The following is an 18,856-nucleotide window of genomic DNA, read 5'->3' as shown; positions in this document are numbered from 1 at the left end:
CGGGCTTGCAGCCGCGACGCCCTGGCTCAGGCATGCGCAATGCAGGGCGGCCCAAAGGACGCGTCGAAGAGCGCGTCGAAAGGGGCGAGCGGCAGGACTGAATCGAGAAGATAAAAGCAGGAACATCGGCGAGTCTCGCTGAGCAGAATTGAGTGGGCCGACAATCGACCGGTCGCGGGCAACCATAGCAAGCAGTTTTTCATTCGTCAATACATACAACCACTAGAAGTAATAAGATAATTGCAAAACGAAGCCGGCCATTGAAGGCGGCTGCAGGTAGCCCTGCCATATCATTTGCCCTAGCTGATCAGGACCTCATTCATGCGAAATATCGGCCGTGGCGCCACCCAACAATCGAGCGCGCCCTATAACCGGCGCGTGGTGCTGGATTTCATTCGGCAGCAAGGCGCTGCCTCGCGCAAAGACATCACCGATATGGTCTCGCTCAGCCCGCAGACCGTGGTCAACATCACCAATGACCTGGAGTCGATAGGCCTGATCGTGTCGCGCCGCCAAAAAGGCGACAAATTGCGGGGCCAGCCCCCAATGGCCTTCGAGCTGAACCCCGAAGGCGGGCATGCCATCGGCATCAGTCTGGAGCCCGGGCGCGTATCGGCGGCAAGAGTCAACCTGGTCGGAGACGTGCTGGAGCGCACCGAAACTGCGGTCAACACCAGCCACCGGCAACAGCTGCTGGCCACCATGCTGACCCAGGTGACGCAGCTGCGCAAAGGGGCCAGAGAGCGCCTATGGGGCATAGGCGTCGCGCTGCCCGGGCCCCTGGGGGCCACCGACATCAGCTTTCTTGGGCCTACGGCCATGGAGGGCTGGGCAGATTTGTCTTTGCTGGACGAGCTCCGCGAGGCGGTCCGCCTGCCCCTGTTCTATAGCGTGGACAGCGTGGCCGGCGCCCTGGGCGAGACGCTGTTCGGGGTCGCCAAATCGCTGGATAACTTTTTCTACCTCCACCTGGGTCTGGGTCTGGGCGGGGCGCTGGTCGTCAATCGGACGGCCTACCGAGGCTCCAACGGCAATGCAACCGAGCTCGGCCATGTGCCGGTGGTGCCGGGCGGCCTGCCCTGCTACTGCGGCAATTCGGGCTGCCTGGAACGCTATGTCTCCATGCATGCGCTGGCCGAAGCACTGGGCATTGAAGACCCGCAACTGCATTCGCCCGAGTTGCTGGCGCGGCTGGAAGACAGCAGCGACGAAACCGTCAACGCCTGGTGCCGCCAGGCCGGCGAACGCCTGCGGGACGCCATTTGCATGATTGAAAACATGCTCGACCCCGGCGCCATCATCATCGGCGGCGCCGCACCCAAGGCGCTGGTCGAACGCCTCATGGCCGCAGCACTTCCCCTGCGCCGCTCGGTGCGCGGCGGCGTCAGCGACCCGCAGCTGCGCCTGCTGCTGTCCAAGCATCAAGGAGACAGCTCCATCCTCGGCGCGGCCGTGCTGCCGATCTACGAAATGCTCTCTCCCCGGCTGGAAACGGTACAGCAGGACAGGCGGCCCGATACCGATGTGGCGGAGCTGCTGGGGCACCGCAGCGGGGGGCGCTGGGGCGGATAAAGGCCGCCAACGCACCTGCAAATAAATAAACACATCCATTGGTTTTATTTATTGACACGGAGATAAATGGCGCCCTATAGTCGCCCCCATGGAACGCAACAACCCTTTTATTTGTGTCATAGGCGATGTCGGCGTCGACCTCGTCATGGGCATGCTCGAACAATGGCCACAAATCGGCACCGAGCTGATCCTGCCGCGCAGCGAGTTGCGCGCAGGTGGCTCGGCCGGCAATGCCGTGCTGGCCTTGCGCCATCTCGGCGTGCCGGCTCGGCTGGTGTCTGCCGTGGGCAATGATGACTTCGGCCGCTGGCTGAGCGCGCAGTTCCACGGCGTCGATGCACGCCTCGCTGTCTGCCCTTGCGCATCGACGGTGTCGGTCGGCCTGATGCACAGTTGCAGCGAACGCAATTTCTTCACCACCGAGGGGCATCTGGCGGCACTGACGCTGGAACAGGTGCTCAGTCAACTGCCCGAGGCCGTGCCGGGCAGTTTGGCGCTGCTGACTGGCGTGTTTTTGCTGCCGGGCCTGCGCGCCCATTACGCCACGCTGCTGAGCGAGCTGCGCGCGCGGGGCTACCAAGTGGCCCTGGACACCGGCTGGCCCAGCGAAGGCTGGACACCGGCCGTTCGCGCCGAGGTCCGGGGCTGGCTGAGCCAATGCGATCACCTGCTGCTCAATGAGCTGGAGGTCTGCAAATTGGCCGACGTCGACGAGGTCGCCCAGGCCATGCCCCTGCTGCAGACCTGGCTGCGCCCCGAGGCCACCCTGGTCGTCAAAGCCGGCGCACGCGGCGCCCTGGCATGCCAAGGGACGCAGCAGCTGAGTCAGGCCACGCAGGCTGCCGATGTGTTTGACACCATAGGCGCGGGCGACAGTTTCAATGCCGGCTATCTGGCGGCGCTCTTGCAAGGTGCCTCGCTTGCGCAAGCGCTGTCCAGTGCCTGCAGTATCGCCACGGCGGTGCTCTCGCGCTTTCCGCGCCAGACCATCAAGCCGGGTGAATTCAGTGATCTGCTGGCACTGCCGGCTTAATTGTTGAGCAAGAAGGTGAGCGACAAGATGAGCAATATGGCGCAGCGTTATGGCATCGTGATCTACATACTGGTCATCTGGTTCGCGATCTCCTTCGTGACCAACTTGATCGGGCCGCTGATGCCGGTGCTGATCCAGGATTTCAAGCTCAGCTTGGGCATGGCGGGCTTCCTGCCCTTCTCCTTCTTTTTGGCCTACGGTTTGGTGTCGATTCCGGGCGGCATCCTGGTCGAACGCCGGGGCGCTAGGTTCACCTTGATGCTGGCCTTTGCGCTGAATCTGATCGGTGCGCTGGCGATCGCCGTGCAGCCGGTATTTGCCGTCGTGATCGGCGGCCTGTTCGTCATTGGGCTGGGGATGGCGCTGCTGCAAGTCGTCATCAACCCGCTGATGCGCACCGCAGGCGGCGAGGCAAATTTCGCCTTCTTCTCTGTGATGGGCCAATTGGTGTTCGGCCTGGCCTCCTTCATCAGCCCCTGGGTCTTTCAGTGGATGATGACGCGCCCGGTGACTGCGCCCGGCGGCCTGGTGTGGGTCGATTTCTACTGGGCTTTTGTCGCCGCCTTCGTGGCCCTGCTGCTGCTCAACCAGCGCCTACCCTTGCCGACCGTGGATCTGAAAGATGACGAGCGCATGGGCGGCATGAAGGCCTACCGCGAACTCTTGTCGCGCGCCGATGTCTGGCTCTACTTCCTCGCCATCGTCGCCTATGTGGGCACCGAGCAGACACTGGCCAACTGGATGTCGCAGTTCCTCAGCAGCCAACATGGCTTGTCCGCCACGGCCGAAGGCGCCGATGCGGTCGGGCAGTTCTGGGGCCTGATGTCGCTGGGCTGCCTGCTTGGCCTCTTGCTGCTCAAACTGATGGATTCGCGCCGGGTGCTGATGCTGTTCGTGCTGGGGGCGATGGCCTGCGTGGCCGCAGCACTCTACGGGCCGGCGGCCACGGCCTTGTGGGCCTTTCCGGCGGCGGGATTTTGCCTCTCGGTGATGTTCTCGGTGCTGTTTTCCCTGGCCTTGAATTCGGTGCCCATGCATCACGGCGCCTTCTCCGGCATCTTGTGCACCGGCATCTTGGGTGGTGCGGTGCTGCCCATGCTGGTCGGGCAGTTGGGCGAAGTGATAGGTCTGCGCCTGGCGATGAGCAGCGTTTTCATCTCGCTGGCCTACATCCTGAGCGTGGCCTTTTGGGCCCGCCCCCTGGTCGCTAACAAGACCGTCCGACTGACCGAGCTCTTGAGCAGCCGCCGCCGTCCGGCGGCATCGCCTGCCCAGAACCCGCCCTGATTTTCGCCCTGATTTTCGTTTTCTTTCCCTGACTCTTGCCCGTCCCGTGCCGCCAAGGCATAGCCGCCTTCGCCTGTCCTCAAACACTTTGAATTTTTTCAGGAGACTTCAATGAAGAATAGCCACCCCTCCCGCCTGGCCTTGACGGCATTGGCTACAGCGGCATTGGGCTGCATTGCCCAGCATGCGAACGCACAGACTGCGCAGCCTGCACAGAACAAGAACGAGCTGGAAACGGTGGTGGTGACCGCCACACGCGTCAGCTCCAGCCTGCTGCAAACGCCGGTCGCCGTCACGGCGATCACGCAGGACCGGCTGACCCGCGAAGGCGTCACCGATGTGCGCGGCCTGGCCGGCACGGTGCCCAATTTGCAGTTCTCGACCGGCGCCGACTCCGGCGTGCAGATCGCCATCCGCGGCATCAGCTCGAACAACTTCACCGAGATCGGCGACCCGGCAGTTGGCCTGCATGTGGGCGGCCTGTATTCGCCACGCCCGCAGGGTGCGATGGCTTTGATGTTCGACCTGGAGCAGGTCGAAGTGCTGCGCGGCCCGCAGGGCACTTTGTTCGGCCGTAACTCCACGGCCGGCGCCATCAACATCATGCCGGCCAAGCCCGAGTACGGCGCAAGCTACGGCAGCGCCGAGCTGGACCTGGGCAATTTGAACAAGCGCCAGCTCAATGTGATCCAGAACATCGGCATCGGCGAGAACTTCGCGCTGCGCGCCACGCTGATGCATCTGACCCGCGACAGCTGGTTGAACCAGACGCAGGACAAGACCGATATCGACATGCCCGAGCATGGCTTCCACAAAGACGGCATCCCCGATGTGGACCAGCGCCGCAACACGCCGGTCAGCAAGGCCGAAGCCTACAACAACAAGGACCAATGGGCGGGTCGCCTGTCCGGCCGCTGGAGAGTCACCCCCGACTTCGAGGCTTCGCTGAGCTATGAAAAATTCCAGAACTCCGGCGCTGGCGAGATCGCGCTGAAAGACTGCGCTCAAGCCGCCGGCACGCGCTTTGCCTGCCCAGGCAGCCAATGGGACGTCAATGTCAATTTACCCGGCAAGATCGATATGTCGATCGACACCGTGCGCGGAGGCCTGAACTGGAATCTGTCCAAGTCCAGCAGCCTGGAATACAACTTTGCCTATGCCGATCAGCGGCGCAGCCAGCAGACCGATGATGATGCGGGTTATCACCGCCTGTCCAGCCAGGTCACGGCTGAGTGGACCGCCGAAGGCCTGCAGCCCGGCGTTTGGCCGGTGCAAGACAACTCCTCGATCACGCTGAACTCCCGCTACAAGTCCCTGGTCCAGGAGCTGCAATACAAGCAAAGAACCGACACCTTGCAATACGTGGTCGGCGGATTCTGGATGCGCGAGAAGAATGCCATTGACTACGCACAGGAATTCTTGACCAACAACAACTGGGGCTTGCCCAACAGCCAGTTCTACAACCAGCCGAATCGCCAGATCGATGCCAAGGCCTTGTTCGGCCAGATGGACTGGAAGTTTGCACCGACCTGGACGGCCACCGTCGGCGGGCGCTACAGCTGGGATAGCAAGACCGACCAAGGCGGCAAGGTCTTCGGCGGCTGGGCCGACGATAGCGACGCCTATTACAACGGCCACTTCGACCCAGGCCACCCCGGCACGCCCGAGTTCCGCCCGCACAACAGTGCCAATTTGACCAATGCCATGGGCCCCTTCGCCGGCACCGGCGCCTATTCGCACTGGGGCGATCCAGCGCAGAACGACCACTCCGAATCCTGGCGCAAGTTCACCTATCGCTTAGGGCTGATGACGCAGATCACACCCAAGGACATGGTCTATAGCTCCTTGTCGACCGGCTACAAGGCCGGTGGCTTCGGTGACAAGGACGACCGCTGCGGTGACAAGACTTGCGTTGAAGGCCCGTCGCCCCAGTACACCTTCTTCCCCTACAAGCCCGAGACCGTCACCAACCTGGAGTTCGGCTACAAGGGGCTGATGCTGAGCAACCGCCTGAGCATTTCCGCCACGGCGTTTTTCAGCCGCTACAAGGACATGCAGGTCACAGACGAGTTCTTCTCGGCCAAGGTCAAGCCCGAAGCCGGCTGCACGCCCAATACCTTTGACTGCGACCTGGTTAAGAAGTACCAGACCATCAACGTCGGCAAGGTCGATATCCCCGGCCTGGAGTTGGAGTTCGACTACAAGCCATGGGCAGGCGGGCGAATCGGCGGCTTCTTCACCTACATCAACTCCAAGGTGAAAGACTTTCCTAACTTCAGCGACACCTGGAACTGCGACTACCGCCACGAGATGGGCGCACCGGACTGCCCGCCGGCGAACGAGGGCACCGACCCGAATCTGATTGGCCGCAATATCTATGACATCACCGGCAACCACCTGCCCTTCTCACCCAAGTACAGCCTGGGCGTCAACTTCTCGCAGAAATTCGATTTCGGTGACGGCTATTCGGTGACACCTTGGTTGGCCCTGAAGTGGCAGGACAAGATGTACTTCACCCTGCGCAACCTCGACAACCCGCATATCTCGGATGCGCAAAAAGCCTTCACCAAGATCGACGCCTCGATCAAGCTGTCGGCGCCCAAGAGCTGGTATGCCGAGGTCTATGTCTTCAACGCCACCAACAAGTACACCAAGAACTCGGCCCAGGACGGCGGTGGCTTTGTGCGGGCGATGTGGAACGACCCACGCATGTATGGCCTGAGGGTTGGCATCGACTATTGATGAGCTTTGGGCTTTGAGGGCGGCGATTCAAGCGCAAAATCGGTGCAGGAATGACCGACACATGGCGTGAGGATCACAAGCATGAAGTTTGCCGCCGCTGCATCTGCCCTTGCCCTCTCGATGCTGGGCCTGTGGACCCCTGCGGCACAGGCCTGCTCCAAGCCGGTGCGGGTGGCCATGATGGCCTGGCCGCCCTACTTCTACGCCGGCGATCTCGGCTCCGCCGTCGGCGGTGATGTCGAGATCATGCAGGCCATCTTCAAAGAGGCCGGCTGCAAGCTGGAGATCGGCGAGGAAGTGCCGCGCAAGCGCCGCTTGGCCATGTTCATGGCCGGCGAGCTCGACATGATCCCGGGCTCGTCCGATACGCCGGAGCGGCGTGAATATGCTTGGTTCTCAAAGCCCTATCGCAACGAAACGGTCAGCTTCTTTACCTTGCCGGCCAAGCTGGAGCGCTACCGCGATGTGCGTGGTTTTGAAGATGTGCTGAATCGCCGCATCACCCTCTTGAGCCTGAATTCGGGTTGGTTCGGGCCGGCCTACGAGCAATACATAGTCCGGCTGCGCGAGGCCAAGCTCAGCTCCACCTTCGAGGGCTTCGCGCAAGGCCTGGTCATGCTGAGCAAGGAACGCGGCGAGCTGATCATGGCCGACCACGCCACGCTGCTGACCGAAGCGGCACGGCTCAAAATGGACCTGACCCCGCTGCCCCACAACATCTCGCACGCGCCGGTCCACATGATGTTCAACAAGAAGACCGTGCCCGAGGCCGATGTCTCGCTGCTCGACGCCGCCGCCGAGCGCCTTGAAGCACGCGGTGTGCTCAAGCAGATCAGGCGCAATTACGGCATGCAGTAGCGCAGGGGAAAAGCTGCGGCAGCAACAGCGGCTAAGCCTTCTTTTTGGCGGCGCTGGTCTTCTTGGCAGCGGCCTTGGGCTTTTCAGGGGCGGCGGGGGTGTCCCCCGAATCCCCCATATCGCCAATCAAACCCTTAACCGGGCAGAGCTTGAAGATCGGGCATTTGCGGCATCCGACGGCGATAGCGATTGGGCAAAGGGTCATGGGGCAGTCCTAACGATTGACTTCGCGACCCGCGCGACCGGTGGCTGAGCATAGCTGCTCGAAGCCGGCCAAGCGCCACGCTTGTTTTTCAAGGCGCCAAATCCACCCGCAGCTGCAGCTCGCGCGTGCTCTGTGTCTCGGCGCTGCGGCTGCTGATGACGCCGCGCTCTTGACGCTGGGTGGCCGCGCCGCTGCGCGCTACGGTCAGCCATTGACCCAGACTCACCGAAACGGTGCTGATGACTTGTGCCTGCGTCTGAGTTTGAGTCTGGCCTTGCAGCAGCGAGCCGGAGCCGCTCGTTCCCTGCGCGCGCAACTCCACCCGCACCGCTTGCTGGCCGCCCGGCCAATGGGGCGTGACAGTGAAACCCTGAGTCTGCTCGGTTACACCGTTACGCGGCATGGCCCAGCCTGGGTTCGAGTTCGCCCCAGCGCCCGCCGCCGGCAAAGGCACAGCCCCACCTGCGCCGCCCCCGGCATTGAAGGGCACAGCGAAATCCACCCACTGCACCGGCGTCGATTCGGTCAGCTGCACCGAGGCTTGATGGCCGTTGAGCACCAAGAGGCGCTGCACCTGCTGATCATCACGCCGCTGCGTGTTGAAGCCAACGCTGCCCCGCGCCGACACCGAACCGGCCGTGCCCACCACGACCGAGCCCTCGCGCACCGCAGACAGCGCCGCGCCGCTGAGCGCGCTGTCCACCCAGCGCACTTCGACCCAGAGGTTTTGCTGAGCGGCGCTGGAACCGCCAGCCTCGGCAAGCACGTCGACCGCCACTGACGAGAGCGCGAACAAGGCCAGCGCCGAGGCCCATGCAGGCTGAATCTTCATTGCATCAGCATACCCGCCAAATCCTGGCTCGCGGCCGCCTCATTGATCAGCCAGCCCGGCCCGCACCGCTTCATCCATCAAAAAGCCCTGGCCGCCCTCCCCGCTGGCTCGCGCCAGCCGCTGCGCCTGCGCCACCGGTGTACCTATGCAGGCATAGGCCGCGCGACTGCTGGCGGCCGCTGTGCAGGCCAGGATCTGACCGCGCGCCAGGCCGCAGCCCGAGCTGACAGCCGCCAAACCGGCGGCCAGCCGTTCTTCATTGAATGCGCCCATCAGCTCGCCTATGTCCTGCGCCGCCAATACAGCCGCCTGCGGCGTGCGAAACAAAGCCATCAGGCTATCGCCGCAAAACTGCGCCACCTCGCCAGCGCGCCCCTCGACAGCGTCAAACATCAGCGTGCACCAGTCGCTAAGCAGTTCTTGCATCTGTTCGGGCAAGAACTCCAGCGCGGCCAAGCCATGCAGACCGACGACCAACACCGTCACATCGGGCAAGCTGCGGGCTTCGCTGGGGCCGCCGGGCATCAAGCGGCGCAGCGCGGCGCGCTGGCTGTCGCGTTGCAGCTTGGCGTTCAAGCTGGCATCGACCCGCGCCTTGAGCAGCCAGGGATCGACCGGCTTGTGCAGAAAGTCCTCCACCCCCAGCTCGATGCAGCGCGCCACCGGCGCCACGCCGCCCAAGGCGCTGGTCACGATCACCGCCACCTCGCGCAGCGCCGCGTCACCGGCCCGCTCTTGCAGCAAACCAAATCCATCCAACTCGGGCATCGCGAGGTCGAGCAGCAGCAGGTCAAAAGGCTGCTGCCTGAGCAAGTCGAGCGCCGCGCGACCATTGGCGGCTGCGCTGACCTGATGCCCCATCAGCTCCAGCGAGCGGCACAGCAGCAGCCGATTGACCCGGTTGTCATCGGCCACCAGCACGCGCGCGGACAGGCTGCCCGCCAAAGCCGGCGTCTTATGTTGCGCCTGTTGGGCTTGTTGCCTCTTTTCGCTAGCGTCTGCTGTTTCGGCAGTATCTGCAGTTTCGGCCGGCCCCAAAGGCAGCGTGAATTGGTAGCCCAGGGCCGGCACCGTCGCGATCGCGGACGCGCCCAGCACACGGCGCAGGCCCGAGATCTGCACCTGCAGATTGTTTTCCTCGACGACCAGGCCTGGCCACACCTCGTCGAGCAACTCCTCCTTGCTGACGACGCGTTCGCGCTTGTTGACCAAAGCCTTGAGCAGATCAAAGCTGCGGCTGCCCAAGGCGACGGTTTGGCCATCGACCAGCACGCGGCGCTCGTCCAGGCGCAGCTCAATATGGCGGAACACCAGTCTCGAAGCAGGGCCGCCGTTCATGCGCGCGCAGCCGCTTGCAGGGCCAGCAAGGCGGCAGCAATCTCGGCCGTCAATTCATCGATCGCCGCGCTTGTGGCCGCGCCACCCGTCGCCAAGCCTTGCCACTCCAAGCGGCCGGCCAGCTCAGCCAAGCGCGCGGCACCAAAGGTCACACCATTGCTCTTCAAGCTGTGCGCGATGGTCTCGAACTGAGCGCTGTCGCCGGCAGCCGCCGCCTCGCGCAATTGCTGCGCCAACAGCGGTGCCTCCTCGGCGAAAGCTTCGATAAGTTGCAGCACGAAATCGGCGCCGGCATTGGCCTGCAGGGCTTCGAAAACTAGCGGATCTATCAAGGGCGGGTTCATGGCTCTCATCTCGACATTACGCATCAACTCTACGGGCTGTAGCGCTCAGCTCGGCGATCAAAGCCTCGACGCGCAAAGGCTTGCTCAAGTGCTCATCCATGCCAGCACTGAGGCATTGTGGCCGGTCGCCGTTGAGGGCGTTGGCCGTCATCGCGACGATGCGCGGGCGCTGCCCGGCCGCCCAGCGCGCCGTGATGGCGCGGGTCGCCTCCAGCCCGTCCATCACCGGCATGCGCACATCCATCAACACCAGGTCATAGGGCTGGCGCGCCACGCAGTCCAGCGCCTCGCGCCCATTGCCAGCCAGATCGGCCCGGTAGCCCATCTGCTCCAGCAGGCGCAGCGCCAACTTCTGGTTCACACCGTTGTCTTCGGCCAAGAGAATGCGCAGCGGATGGCGCGCTGCCATCTGCGGGTCCAGCGCCCTGGGTGGCGCGGCGCTGCGCTGGGGCAACAAGGCGGCGTCGGCGGCCGGCGCGTCGATCTCGAAATGAAAACGGCAACCCTGGCCGAGCCCCGCACTCTCCACACCCATCGCTCCACCCATCAGCTCGGCAAGCTGGCGGCTGATGGCCAGGCCCAGGCCGGTGCCGCCGTAGCGGCTGCTGATGCTGCTGTCGGCTTGGCTGAAGCGTTGAAACAGCCGCGCGCGGCCGGCCTCGCTCAGGCCGATGCCGGTGTCGCGAACCTCAAACGCCAGCCGCCCGCTGCGTGGCGCCGTCACGCAGAGTGCCACCTCACCGGCATCGGTGAACTTGACCGCATTGCTGAGCAAATTGAGCAGGATCTGGCGCAGGTGCGCTGCATCGCCGACCACGGCCACTGGCACCTCCGCGCCGATATGGCAGCTCAGGCGCAAACCCTTTTGGCCGGCACGTACGCTGACGAGGTCAAGCGCCAGCCGCACGCATTCGCGTAGGTCAAAAGGCTGCGCCTCCAGCTCCATCTTGCCGGCCTCGATCTTGGAGAAATCGAGCACGTCGTTGATGATGGTTAGCAGGGCTTCGGCCGAGTCGCGGATGGTTTGCGCGTTGTCGCGCTGCTCCTCGCTGAGAGTCGAGCTGAGCAAGAGGCCGCTCATGCCTATCACCCCATTCATAGGCGTGCGGATCTCGTGGCTGACGGTCGCCAAGAACGCACTCTTGGCCGCATTGGCCGATTGCGCCGCCTCGCGCGCGGCCAACTCGGCGGCCAGCTTTTGCTCCAGCAGCTGCGCTTGCGAGCGCCCAGCATCGGCCTGCAAATCCTCTTGCATCATCTCGGTAGCGCGGGCCAAGGCGCGCACCTCGTCGGGTCGATACGGCGCCGCATCCGGCCTTGTATTCAACAACAAGAATCCGCTCAAAAGCTCGCGGTGTTTGATTGGAATGGCCAGGCCGTCCACACCGACCAGCGCTGCCAGCGCGGCCGGCAGGCGGTGGGCGAGGATGCCGCGCAGATCAGCTGGCGTCAGCGTCAGGTCAACGGGCAGCTCGGGCGCGCTGGCTGCCGAGGCTGCCGTCGAGGCCAAGCGTTCGCATTGCTCGGCGCCGACGCGATACACCGCCGCCCGTGCGCCGTCGGCAAAGCCGCCGATCGCAGCCAGGTAATGCTGCAACAGCGCGTCCTGCCCCTGCAGGGTGGCGGCCGACCGCGCGGCCATCCAGAGCTGCTCCTCCCGGTTGCGCCAATTGCTGAAGAAGAGTTGCTGCACGACACCGTCGGCCCAGCCGCGCAAGCGCGGCACGGCGCCTGCGAACAGCAGCGCCAGCGGCACGGTCACGCCGGCTGCCACCCTGGGGTCGGCCAGCACGGGCCAGCGCGCACCCAGCAGGCGCAGCAAGGCCACCCCGGCCAGCAGGACCGCTAGCACTAGGCCCCAGACCAAGGCGCGGTTGAGCGCGAAACCGAAGCCGAAGACACGGTGGCGCAGGACGGCGTAGGCGAGGCCAAGCATGGCGACAATGTCCAAGCCGACCTGGGCCAGCCTGACCATGAATTCATTCTCAAAAGTTCGCACTATGAGCGCCGACGCCACGCCGAACACCATGCCGCTCAAGAGCAATAGGCCCACGCAGATACCTACCCATGCGGCACGATATCGTTCGGCCCCTGCGGCTCGGCGCCATGTCGAAAACAGGAAGGTCAAGGAGATCACGTTGATGAACGCTGCATAGTTGTTCGTCAAGGTTTCACTGAAACGCTTCCATTCAGCCGGCAGCGGCCACCAACGCAGCAGCAAGCCCGCATCAAACAGAGCAATGATCAAGCCCAAGCCCATCAGCACGACAAAACCTCTGTGCACCCACGTCTGTGACAGTCGATTTTGTCTATCCCCAAACGTGATGGCGAAATACAGGTAAGCCCCCGTACTCAGCACGAACAGAACGTTCATGCTGAATACGGAAAGTAGGTTTTGCACCATGCCTCCCGGCAAACCTTGGGTCATGCCAACCACACTGTAGATGGCCAGCGCGATTGAAAGCGCGCGTATCGGCTTGTTTGCCGCGCCGCGCCAAGCCAAGATCGTTGCGACGAGCAGGGCCATACAACTGTCGATCCAGTCACCCAGCAAGGCCGCCACGGCAAGCGGCGTTATGCGGCCTGGGTCTGGAATGGTCAGCACAGTCAGGTGCCGGAGCTGACCCTGCGACTCGATCGTGACCGCGATCGGCTCCCCGATGCCCTTGTATCGCCAGGTGTCTGCCGGCAGGTCATAGGAGATACGGTCGCCCGGCCGTACCCCTTGACGGGCCAAGTCCGAGTCGGGCTCAACGCTCACCACCTCGTTCATCCACAGCAAGCCCTTGAACTTCCAATTGAACTCCGCCCCCATCCCACCCGCAGCCTCGGCCACGACGCTGCGATCGATGTAGGCCAAGGCCCACAAACGCAGGCCGCCGCAAATCAGGCAAAAGGCGAGCAAGAGCACCTTCCAGCGCAGCGCATCGTTAGGGCCGGCAGGCGCTGGCGCCAAAGCTGTGGCCGGCGCTGCTGGCACATCGAGACTGGCAGAGTCCATTGGCATGGCGGGCTACTCCTCGGAAATCTTGGCGGACTGAGAAGCTGGCGCGGAGACTAACTCCCGGACACAGCGCTGCCGATCATAGGGATCCAAAGCACGGCATCTGAACGCTGGCCGCAAACTTTAAGAATTTTTAAGTGCCGTTTCAGACGCTTTAAGTACGACGCGCCGGCCAAGTAGGACATTGGCATCACGGCAAACGAACTTCGCCGTGCCCGAGGCAGTGCACGCTGCCGCCAACCCTCAAGCCCAGATTCAAGGGATGAATAAAATGTCACACCAACACGCTTCACATCGCCAAGCCGCCCCTAGCCTGGTGCGGCAACTGCTGCCGTTGGCCGCGGCGGCCCTGCTCGCCATCTCGGCTGCGCCATTGCGGGCGCAGCAAATGATCGCACCCAACGCCATGGTTGGCGGCTACAGCCAGAGCTTCCTGTCGGCCCAGATGGCGCAATGGGAGTTCTCCATCCCCGCGGCGACCAACCCCATACTGGACATGACCGGCGCCCATACCGCGCAAGGCGATCATGGCAGCTACTTCTTTCTAGCCTCCACGTTTTCACAAGCTCCCGTGGTCCGCAATGTGACCGTGCGCACAGATCAAACGCTGGTGTTCAGCCCGGTCACCATCCTCTACTGGGCGGATGCCCAGGTCTTCACCGAGGCGGATATGCGCACACATGCCGCCTACGCACTTGGCGACGTCAGCAGTCTGACGGTGACGGTTGATGGTGCGGACCTATTGTCCAATGACCCCGGCTCGCGAAATCCGTTCCTGCAAGCCAGCCCCTTGTTTCCGCTGAGCCTGCCACCCGGCGGCATTATTGACACCATGTGGGGCTATCCACCGGGCATTTTTCCGGCCGTCACCTTGGGCTACACCTTTGCCTTGGAGGGTCTGACTGCCGGCCAACATCAGCTGCGCTTCACCTCGACCTTTGTCTCCACCGGCCCCTACGCCGGTGGCCCGCCGACCTCGTACGACGTCACCTACAACATCACCGCCGTGCCCGAGCCAGGCACTTGGGCCTTGATGGGCCTGGGCCTGCTGGCCATCGGCGCCGGCACGCTGCACCGCCGGCGCGCTTGAGCTTGGCGGCGCAGGCCGAGAACCATCTTCGAACCTCAATTCAAAGGATGTACGACATGACAAACTTAGCAACACAACATGGCCACGCAGCTCACGGCGTCGGGCGCCAACTGCTGCCGCTGGCTGCGGCCGCCCTGCTTGCCATCGCGGCCGGCCCCTCGCTGGCACAGCAGCTGATCGCGCCCGACGCCCTCGTCGCCGGCTACGACCAGCGCTTCAGATTAGCCCAGTTCAGCCAATGGTGGATCTCGATTCCAGCCGCAACCAACCCCCTCCTCGACGGGCCCGGCGCCAACACACAGCTCGGCGACCAAGGTGGGTATTTCTTTCTGCCAGGCTCCTTCAACGCGACCCCGGTTGTTCGCAACGTGACTGTGCGCCCTGACCAGACCCTGCTGCTGAATCTTCAGGTCGTGACCGGCTGGCCCGACGCTAACGAAACCGAAGCTGACCTTCGCTTCATAGCCGGCCATGTATTGGGCACGATCAACAGCATGTCAATCACCGTCGACGGCGCGCCCGCCTTGCTGCCAGCCGGCTATTCGTCGCTGGGCCAATTCCGCCAATCAACCGACTTGTTCCCGCTGCATGTCGGCGCAGACAATCTGGGCGGCTGGCCTGCCGGCATCTTCCCGGCCATTTCGGATGGCTACCTGATCGCGATGGAGGGACTGTCCGCAGGCAATCATCAAGTGCGCTGGACGGTCAATTCTTCGCCGACCGGCCCGTTTGCGGGCCAGTGGACCTTTGAGCAGGACATCACCTACAACATCACAGCCGTGCCCGAGCCCGGCACCTGGGCCTTGATGGGGCTGGGCTTGCTGGCCATCGGCGCTGGCGCGATTCATCGGCGGCGCGGCTGAGATTGGCAGCCCAGGCGGCGATCGGCCTTCAAGCGCGAGGCGTCTCGCACTTTCGCCAATTTGTCGCCCCGTCGCCCCGCGCTGATAGACCACTGAACAACAAGGACTCCCTATGGAAACGACCCTTACCCTGAGGCATTGCGCCACATTGCTTTGCCTTCTGGCGGCAGCCGTCACCGGCACCGCAAAAGCCGCCGGCGAGCCGCGCTCGGCCGAAGCTTGGCAAGCCTCGGCAACTGGCGGGCATTCAAACCAAGCTCGGCTACAGATCACAAAGCACAAAAATGCCGCCCAAGCCGAGCTCAAATCGCCGCGCAAGTCGCCCAACGGTTTTTGGGGCAGCAATAGCAGCTACGCCGGCCCCGTTCGCGCATGCTGGTATTGGCTTTCAGACCAAGGCCTGAAGCAAGACATCAGCTTGCTGGAGCGCACACCTGCGGGACTGGGCCTGTACGCCTATCGCTACGTCTGGAGCGACACCGTCTATGTCGGCGTGCTGGCTCAAGAAGTTGCGGTGGCGGTACCTGAGGCCGTGACGGTGGCCCCGGACGGGCATCTCGCGGTGGATTATCAGCGCCTCGGGCTTGAACTTGTCACGCTCGAACAATGGGTCGCAGCCCAGCGGCGTTAGCCGGGATGGGGACGCGCCGGAACTCCGCTTGGCCCGGGTCGCTCTTCAGTATGGGCTGCATGGCCCAGCTGGTGCTGGAGCTGGAGCTGACGCGAAACATGCCTTGAATCGTGACGATTTGCCGCCCGACACCCCCCATCAGAGGGGGTGTCAAGGCAGTTTTACCAAAACACAAAGATTTACAATTCATTACCTTGGGGCCACAGACCAGCAAGAAGTCTTGCCCCTCGCGTCCTAGACCTCCATCGCACCAGCTGCTCCATCCGCGGCCGTCCACCGCCACGCTGAAGACCCCACTTTGTCGCAAACCATCACCCTCAATTCGGGCCTGAGCGGAAGGCAAGGCCTGCCCCGTTTACGTGAAAGCATCAAGATCGGCTGGCGAGCTTTCGCCAACCGGCCGGCCACTTCCGCCTGGTTGCAGTTGCTGAATGCCCACTCACCCTTCAGCGAGCTGGTCAAGCACAAGCCGAGCTTGGTCTTGAAGATCTACCGCCCCTACCTGAGCAACACCCTGAACTGCAGCCAAAGGTTGGCTTTGCTGCAGGCGCATTACCACTTCATCTTCAGTCAAGGCCTGGCCCCCTTGGTCGTGCGCGCCGCGCAGCAAGCAGTGCTACTGGCCCAAGTCGAGGGCAAAAGCGGCGCGAGCTACGGCATTGAGTTGTCGGCGATCGCGCCACTCGAACGTGAAGGCGAACTGGTGCTGCGCCTGGTGCAAGGCGAGACGCTGATCTACTCGGCGGCGTTTTCTTTCTTCCGCGAGGGCACCCAGCTGGCGCTGGGCATAGGCTGCATGCAAGGGCCGCAGGGCGAAGACGGCCTCCAACACATCCGCCAAGCCACTCAAGACTTCCATGGCCTGCGTCCCAAATGCCTGATGCTGCGACTGCTGGCACATTTAGGTCATGGCTATGGTTGTCGCCAGCTATTGCTGGTTGGCAACGCCAACCTCGCCCATCGAAGCGCTGCGCGCAAGGGCAAGATTTTTGCCGACTACAACAGCCTATGGAAAGAAATGGGGGCGCGACAACGCGCGGACGGCGACTATCAATTGAGCTGCGAGCCGCTGAGCCCGCCCGACCTGACTGCGATCGCCTCGAAGAAGCGTTCCGAGGCTCGCAAGCGCTTTGATACCTTGCTCGCGCTGGCCCATGCCTTGAGCAACGGCCTGCAAGCTCAAACGGTGCATACGCATACGCACGAGCACGCGAACTGAAGCCGTTTGCTTGCACTCACGAGCTGCGGCGATTCACGAGGCCGTCAAACCCGCCAAGGCCGCCACGCCCACCGGCGGTGTGGCCGACCAAGGCAATACATAGAGCCGCTCGGCCAGGCCGGCCCGGATGCGTTGCACCTGGCGCTGCTCACCGATCAGCCGAGCCGTTAGCAAAGGGTCACGCGCGCCAGCGGCCAGCAGGCTGCGGTTGATGACCCAGGCAAACGGCGTGATGCCGGCGCGTTTGAGATCGTCTTGCAGCGCCGCCGCCTGCGACACCGGCGTCTGCTCGGCCAGCGTCGCAATGATGATGCGGGTGTGATGCGGGTCTTGCAGCCGCATCAGCGGCGTCAGTACCCTGCCCGCCGAGTTGCGGCCCTCGAACTCGCGCATCATCTGGCGGTGGTAGGCGCCGGTGGCGTCCATCAGGAGCAGCGAGTGGCCCGTCGGCGCGGTGTCCATCACCACAAAGGCGCTGCGCGCTTCGCTGACCACGCGCGAGAAGGCATGAAACACCGCGACCTCCTCGGTGCAAGGTGATTGCAAGTCCTCCAGCAAGAGCGCGCGCCCAGCATCGTCAAGCGTGCGCCCACGCGCCGCCATGATCTTGGCGATGTACATCTCGGTTTCGCGCTTGGGGTCTATGCAGTCGACGCGCAGCCCGGCCAAATCGCCGTGCACGGTCGGCAGCACATGGGCGGCCGGATCGGTGGTGGTCAGGTGCACCGCATGGCCGCGCTGCACTAGGCCAATGGCCAGCGCCGCCGCGATTGTGGTCTTGCCGACGCCGCCCTTGCCCATCACCATGATCAGGCCATGGCCGGCGGCAGCCAAGTCATCGCAGAGCACGCCCAGGCTGGCGGCGTCGAGTTGAGCGGGAGGCGACAAAGCGGCTGAAGTCGGATGGCCAACGGGCGACTCACTCAACAAGCCACGCAAGGCCACCAAACCCACGGTGTCGAAAGAGCGCAGCGGCACTTGGTCACGCGGCAACTCGCGCAAGGCCGCCGGCATCGCCGCGAGCGAGGTTTCAGCTTGCGCCTCCAGCGCCAGCGCGACTGCATCGCTTCGATCGCTGGCCTTGAATACACCATTGACCAGCAAGCGTTGACGGTTCAAACCCAGTTCGCGCAGCTCCGCAGATGTGCGGCCGGCCTCGGCCAAGGCCGCCACCTCGGCCCGCGTCACCAGCACCACCTCGGTCAAGGCCGGGTCGGTCAGGGCGGCCAAGGCCGCTTGAAAGCGCTGCTCTTGCATCTTCAGGCCCGAATGCGGACCCAAGCAGGAAGCACCTCGGTCGTTGTCGGCCAGGAATCCGCTCCAGGCCTTGGGCAGGCTCAGCAAGCGCAGCGTATGACCGGTTGGCGCGGTATCAAAAATGATGTGATCAAAGTCCGCCGGCGGCTCGGCCAGCAGCGTCGCGAACTCGTCAAAAGCGGCAATCTCGGTCGTGCAGGCGCCCGACAACTGTTCGCGCACCGTGCCTCGCTCGGACTCGCTAACGTCAACTGCCAACTGAGCCAGCACCCGCAGGCGGTATTCCTCGGCGGCTTGATTCGGGTCGATATTCAAGACCGACAAACCCAAAGCGCCGGGCACAGCCACCGGGTGGTTGCGCAGCGGCACGTTCAGCATCTCGTCCAAATTGGAGGCCGCGTCGGTGCTGACCAGCAGGACCCGCAGCCCGCTGTCCGCCAAGGCCAGCGCCACCGCCGTCGAGCAAGAAGTCTTGCCCACGCCGCCCTTGCCGGTGAAGAACAAGTAGCGGGGCGGGTGCTTGAGCAAGGCGAGTGGGTATGAGGAGTTCATCGCTCCATCCTAATCTCCAGCCCGCCCGC

Annotated in this window: 15 protein-coding genes; 9 read left to right on the top strand and 6 right to left on the bottom strand. The window is 63.6% G+C overall.

Annotated elements, in window-relative coordinates; translation table 11 throughout:
- Window positions 1-321 precede the first annotated feature (321 nt).
- From LNV08_RS10405 to LNV08_RS10385, 5 genes are all read left to right on the top strand, one after another.
- Window positions 322-1,572 carry an ROK family transcriptional regulator gene (locus tag LNV08_RS10405; protein WP_263533635.1) on the top strand — a complete coding sequence of 417 codons (1,251 nt, stop codon included), beginning with the start codon at window positions 322-324 and terminating at the stop codon, window positions 1,570-1,572.
- Window positions 1,573-1,660: 88 nt separating this feature from the next.
- Window positions 1,661-2,605, top strand: coding sequence for a carbohydrate kinase family protein (locus tag LNV08_RS10400; protein ID WP_263533634.1), 945 nt, complete (start codon window positions 1,661-1,663; stop codon window positions 2,603-2,605).
- 3 nt (window positions 2,606-2,608) lie between these two features.
- Complete coding sequence (locus tag LNV08_RS10395) at window positions 2,609-3,892, top strand: MFS transporter (RefSeq protein WP_263533633.1); 1,284 nt, start codon at window positions 2,609-2,611, stop codon at window positions 3,890-3,892.
- A 111-nt stretch (window positions 3,893-4,003) separates the two neighbouring features.
- Entirely contained in the window at window positions 4,004-6,634 is a 2,631-nt protein-coding gene (locus LNV08_RS10390) for a TonB-dependent receptor (protein WP_263533632.1), read from the top strand.
- A gap of 81 nt (window positions 6,635-6,715) precedes the next feature.
- Window positions 6,716-7,492 (top strand): substrate-binding periplasmic protein, encoded by a 777-nt coding sequence (locus LNV08_RS10385; RefSeq protein WP_263533631.1) that lies wholly within the window; start codon window positions 6,716-6,718, stop codon window positions 7,490-7,492.
- Between the two features lie 31 nt (window positions 7,493-7,523).
- Here LNV08_RS10385 and LNV08_RS10380 read toward each other — a convergent pair whose 3' ends face one another.
- From LNV08_RS10380 to LNV08_RS10360, 5 genes are all read right to left on the bottom strand, one after another.
- Window positions 7,524-7,697, bottom strand: a complete 174-nt coding sequence (locus tag LNV08_RS10380; RefSeq protein ID WP_263533630.1) for a hypothetical protein — start codon at window positions 7,695-7,697, stop codon at window positions 7,524-7,526.
- A gap of 88 nt (window positions 7,698-7,785) precedes the next feature.
- Entirely contained in the window at window positions 7,786-8,529 is a 744-nt protein-coding gene (locus tag LNV08_RS10375; protein ID WP_263533629.1) for a hypothetical protein, read from the bottom strand.
- A 39-nt stretch (window positions 8,530-8,568) separates the two neighbouring features.
- The gene (locus LNV08_RS10370) at window positions 8,569-9,867 is read right to left on the bottom strand and encodes a response regulator (RefSeq protein ID WP_263533628.1); all 1,299 of its coding nucleotides are present in this window, start codon (window positions 9,865-9,867) and stop codon (window positions 8,569-8,571) included.
- On the bottom strand, window positions 9,864-10,211 hold the full coding sequence (locus tag LNV08_RS10365; protein WP_263533627.1) for an Hpt domain-containing protein: 348 nt from the start codon (window positions 10,209-10,211) through the stop codon (window positions 9,864-9,866). Before LNV08_RS10365 ends, LNV08_RS10370 begins: the two co-directional genes overlap by 4 nt.
- A gap of 16 nt (window positions 10,212-10,227) precedes the next feature.
- Window positions 10,228-13,218 carry an ATP-binding protein gene (locus LNV08_RS10360; protein ID WP_263533626.1) on the bottom strand — a complete coding sequence of 997 codons (2,991 nt, stop codon included), beginning with the start codon at window positions 13,216-13,218 and terminating at the stop codon, window positions 10,228-10,230.
- 268 nt (window positions 13,219-13,486) lie between these two features.
- Between LNV08_RS10360 and LNV08_RS10355 the strand changes: the two genes are divergently transcribed.
- From LNV08_RS10355 to LNV08_RS10340, 4 genes are all read left to right on the top strand, one after another.
- On the top strand, window positions 13,487-14,305 hold the full coding sequence (locus LNV08_RS10355) for a PEP-CTERM sorting domain-containing protein (RefSeq protein WP_263533625.1): 819 nt from the start codon (window positions 13,487-13,489) through the stop codon (window positions 14,303-14,305).
- A 56-nt stretch (window positions 14,306-14,361) separates the two neighbouring features.
- Window positions 14,362-15,168, top strand: coding sequence for a PEP-CTERM sorting domain-containing protein (locus tag LNV08_RS10350; protein WP_263533624.1), 807 nt, complete (start codon window positions 14,362-14,364; stop codon window positions 15,166-15,168).
- A gap of 112 nt (window positions 15,169-15,280) precedes the next feature.
- The gene (locus LNV08_RS10345; RefSeq protein WP_263533623.1) at window positions 15,281-15,799 is read left to right on the top strand and encodes a tail fiber domain-containing protein; all 519 of its coding nucleotides are present in this window, start codon (window positions 15,281-15,283) and stop codon (window positions 15,797-15,799) included.
- Between the two features lie 298 nt (window positions 15,800-16,097).
- Window positions 16,098-17,018, top strand: a complete 921-nt coding sequence (locus tag LNV08_RS10340) for a VirK/YbjX family protein (RefSeq protein ID WP_263533622.1) — start codon at window positions 16,098-16,100, stop codon at window positions 17,016-17,018.
- Between the two features lie 33 nt (window positions 17,019-17,051).
- On the opposite strand, the gene arsA is transcribed toward LNV08_RS10340, so the two are convergent.
- The gene (arsA, locus tag LNV08_RS10335; RefSeq protein ID WP_263533621.1) at window positions 17,052-18,827 is read right to left on the bottom strand and encodes an arsenical pump-driving ATPase; all 1,776 of its coding nucleotides are present in this window, start codon (window positions 18,825-18,827) and stop codon (window positions 17,052-17,054) included.
- Window positions 18,828-18,856: the final 29 nt, after the last annotated feature.

It is taken from the genome of Paucibacter sp. TC2R-5, from assembly GCF_025717605.1.
In the GTDB taxonomy this organism is placed as follows: Bacteria; Pseudomonadota; Gammaproteobacteria; order Burkholderiales; family Burkholderiaceae_C; genus Paucibacter_A; species Paucibacter_A albus.
The sequence above is the reverse complement of the archived record's forward strand: the minus strand, read 5'-3'. Positions and strand labels throughout refer to the sequence as shown.

Coding starts and splice junctions, on each gene's coding strand:
- LNV08_RS10355 (WP_263533625.1), top strand. CDS start 13,487: ATGTCACACCAACACGCTTCACATCGCCAAGCCGCCCCTAGCCTGGTG.
- LNV08_RS10400 (WP_263533634.1), top strand. CDS start 1,661: ATGGAACGCAACAACCCTTTTATTTGTGTCATAGGCGATGTCGGCGTC.
- LNV08_RS10350 (WP_263533624.1), top strand. CDS start 14,362: ATGACAAACTTAGCAACACAACATGGCCACGCAGCTCACGGCGTCGGG.
- LNV08_RS10370 (WP_263533628.1), bottom strand. CDS start 9,867: ATGAACGGCGGCCCTGCTTCGAGACTGGTGTTCCGCCATATTGAGCTG.
- LNV08_RS10405 (WP_263533635.1), top strand. CDS start 322: ATGCGAAATATCGGCCGTGGCGCCACCCAACAATCGAGCGCGCCCTAT.
- LNV08_RS10385 (WP_263533631.1), top strand. CDS start 6,716: ATGAAGTTTGCCGCCGCTGCATCTGCCCTTGCCCTCTCGATGCTGGGC.
- LNV08_RS10380 (WP_263533630.1), bottom strand. CDS start 7,697: ATGACCCTTTGCCCAATCGCTATCGCCGTCGGATGCCGCAAATGCCCG.
- LNV08_RS10375 (WP_263533629.1), bottom strand. CDS start 8,529: ATGAAGATTCAGCCTGCATGGGCCTCGGCGCTGGCCTTGTTCGCGCTC.
- arsA (WP_263533621.1), bottom strand. CDS start 18,827: ATGAACTCCTCATACCCACTCGCCTTGCTCAAGCACCCGCCCCGCTAC.
- LNV08_RS10345 (WP_263533623.1), top strand. CDS start 15,281: ATGGAAACGACCCTTACCCTGAGGCATTGCGCCACATTGCTTTGCCTT.
- LNV08_RS10365 (WP_263533627.1), bottom strand. CDS start 10,211: ATGAACCCGCCCTTGATAGATCCGCTAGTTTTCGAAGCCCTGCAGGCC.
- LNV08_RS10360 (WP_263533626.1), bottom strand. CDS start 13,218: ATGCCAATGGACTCTGCCAGTCTCGATGTGCCAGCAGCGCCGGCCACA.
- LNV08_RS10390 (WP_263533632.1), top strand. CDS start 4,004: ATGAAGAATAGCCACCCCTCCCGCCTGGCCTTGACGGCATTGGCTACA.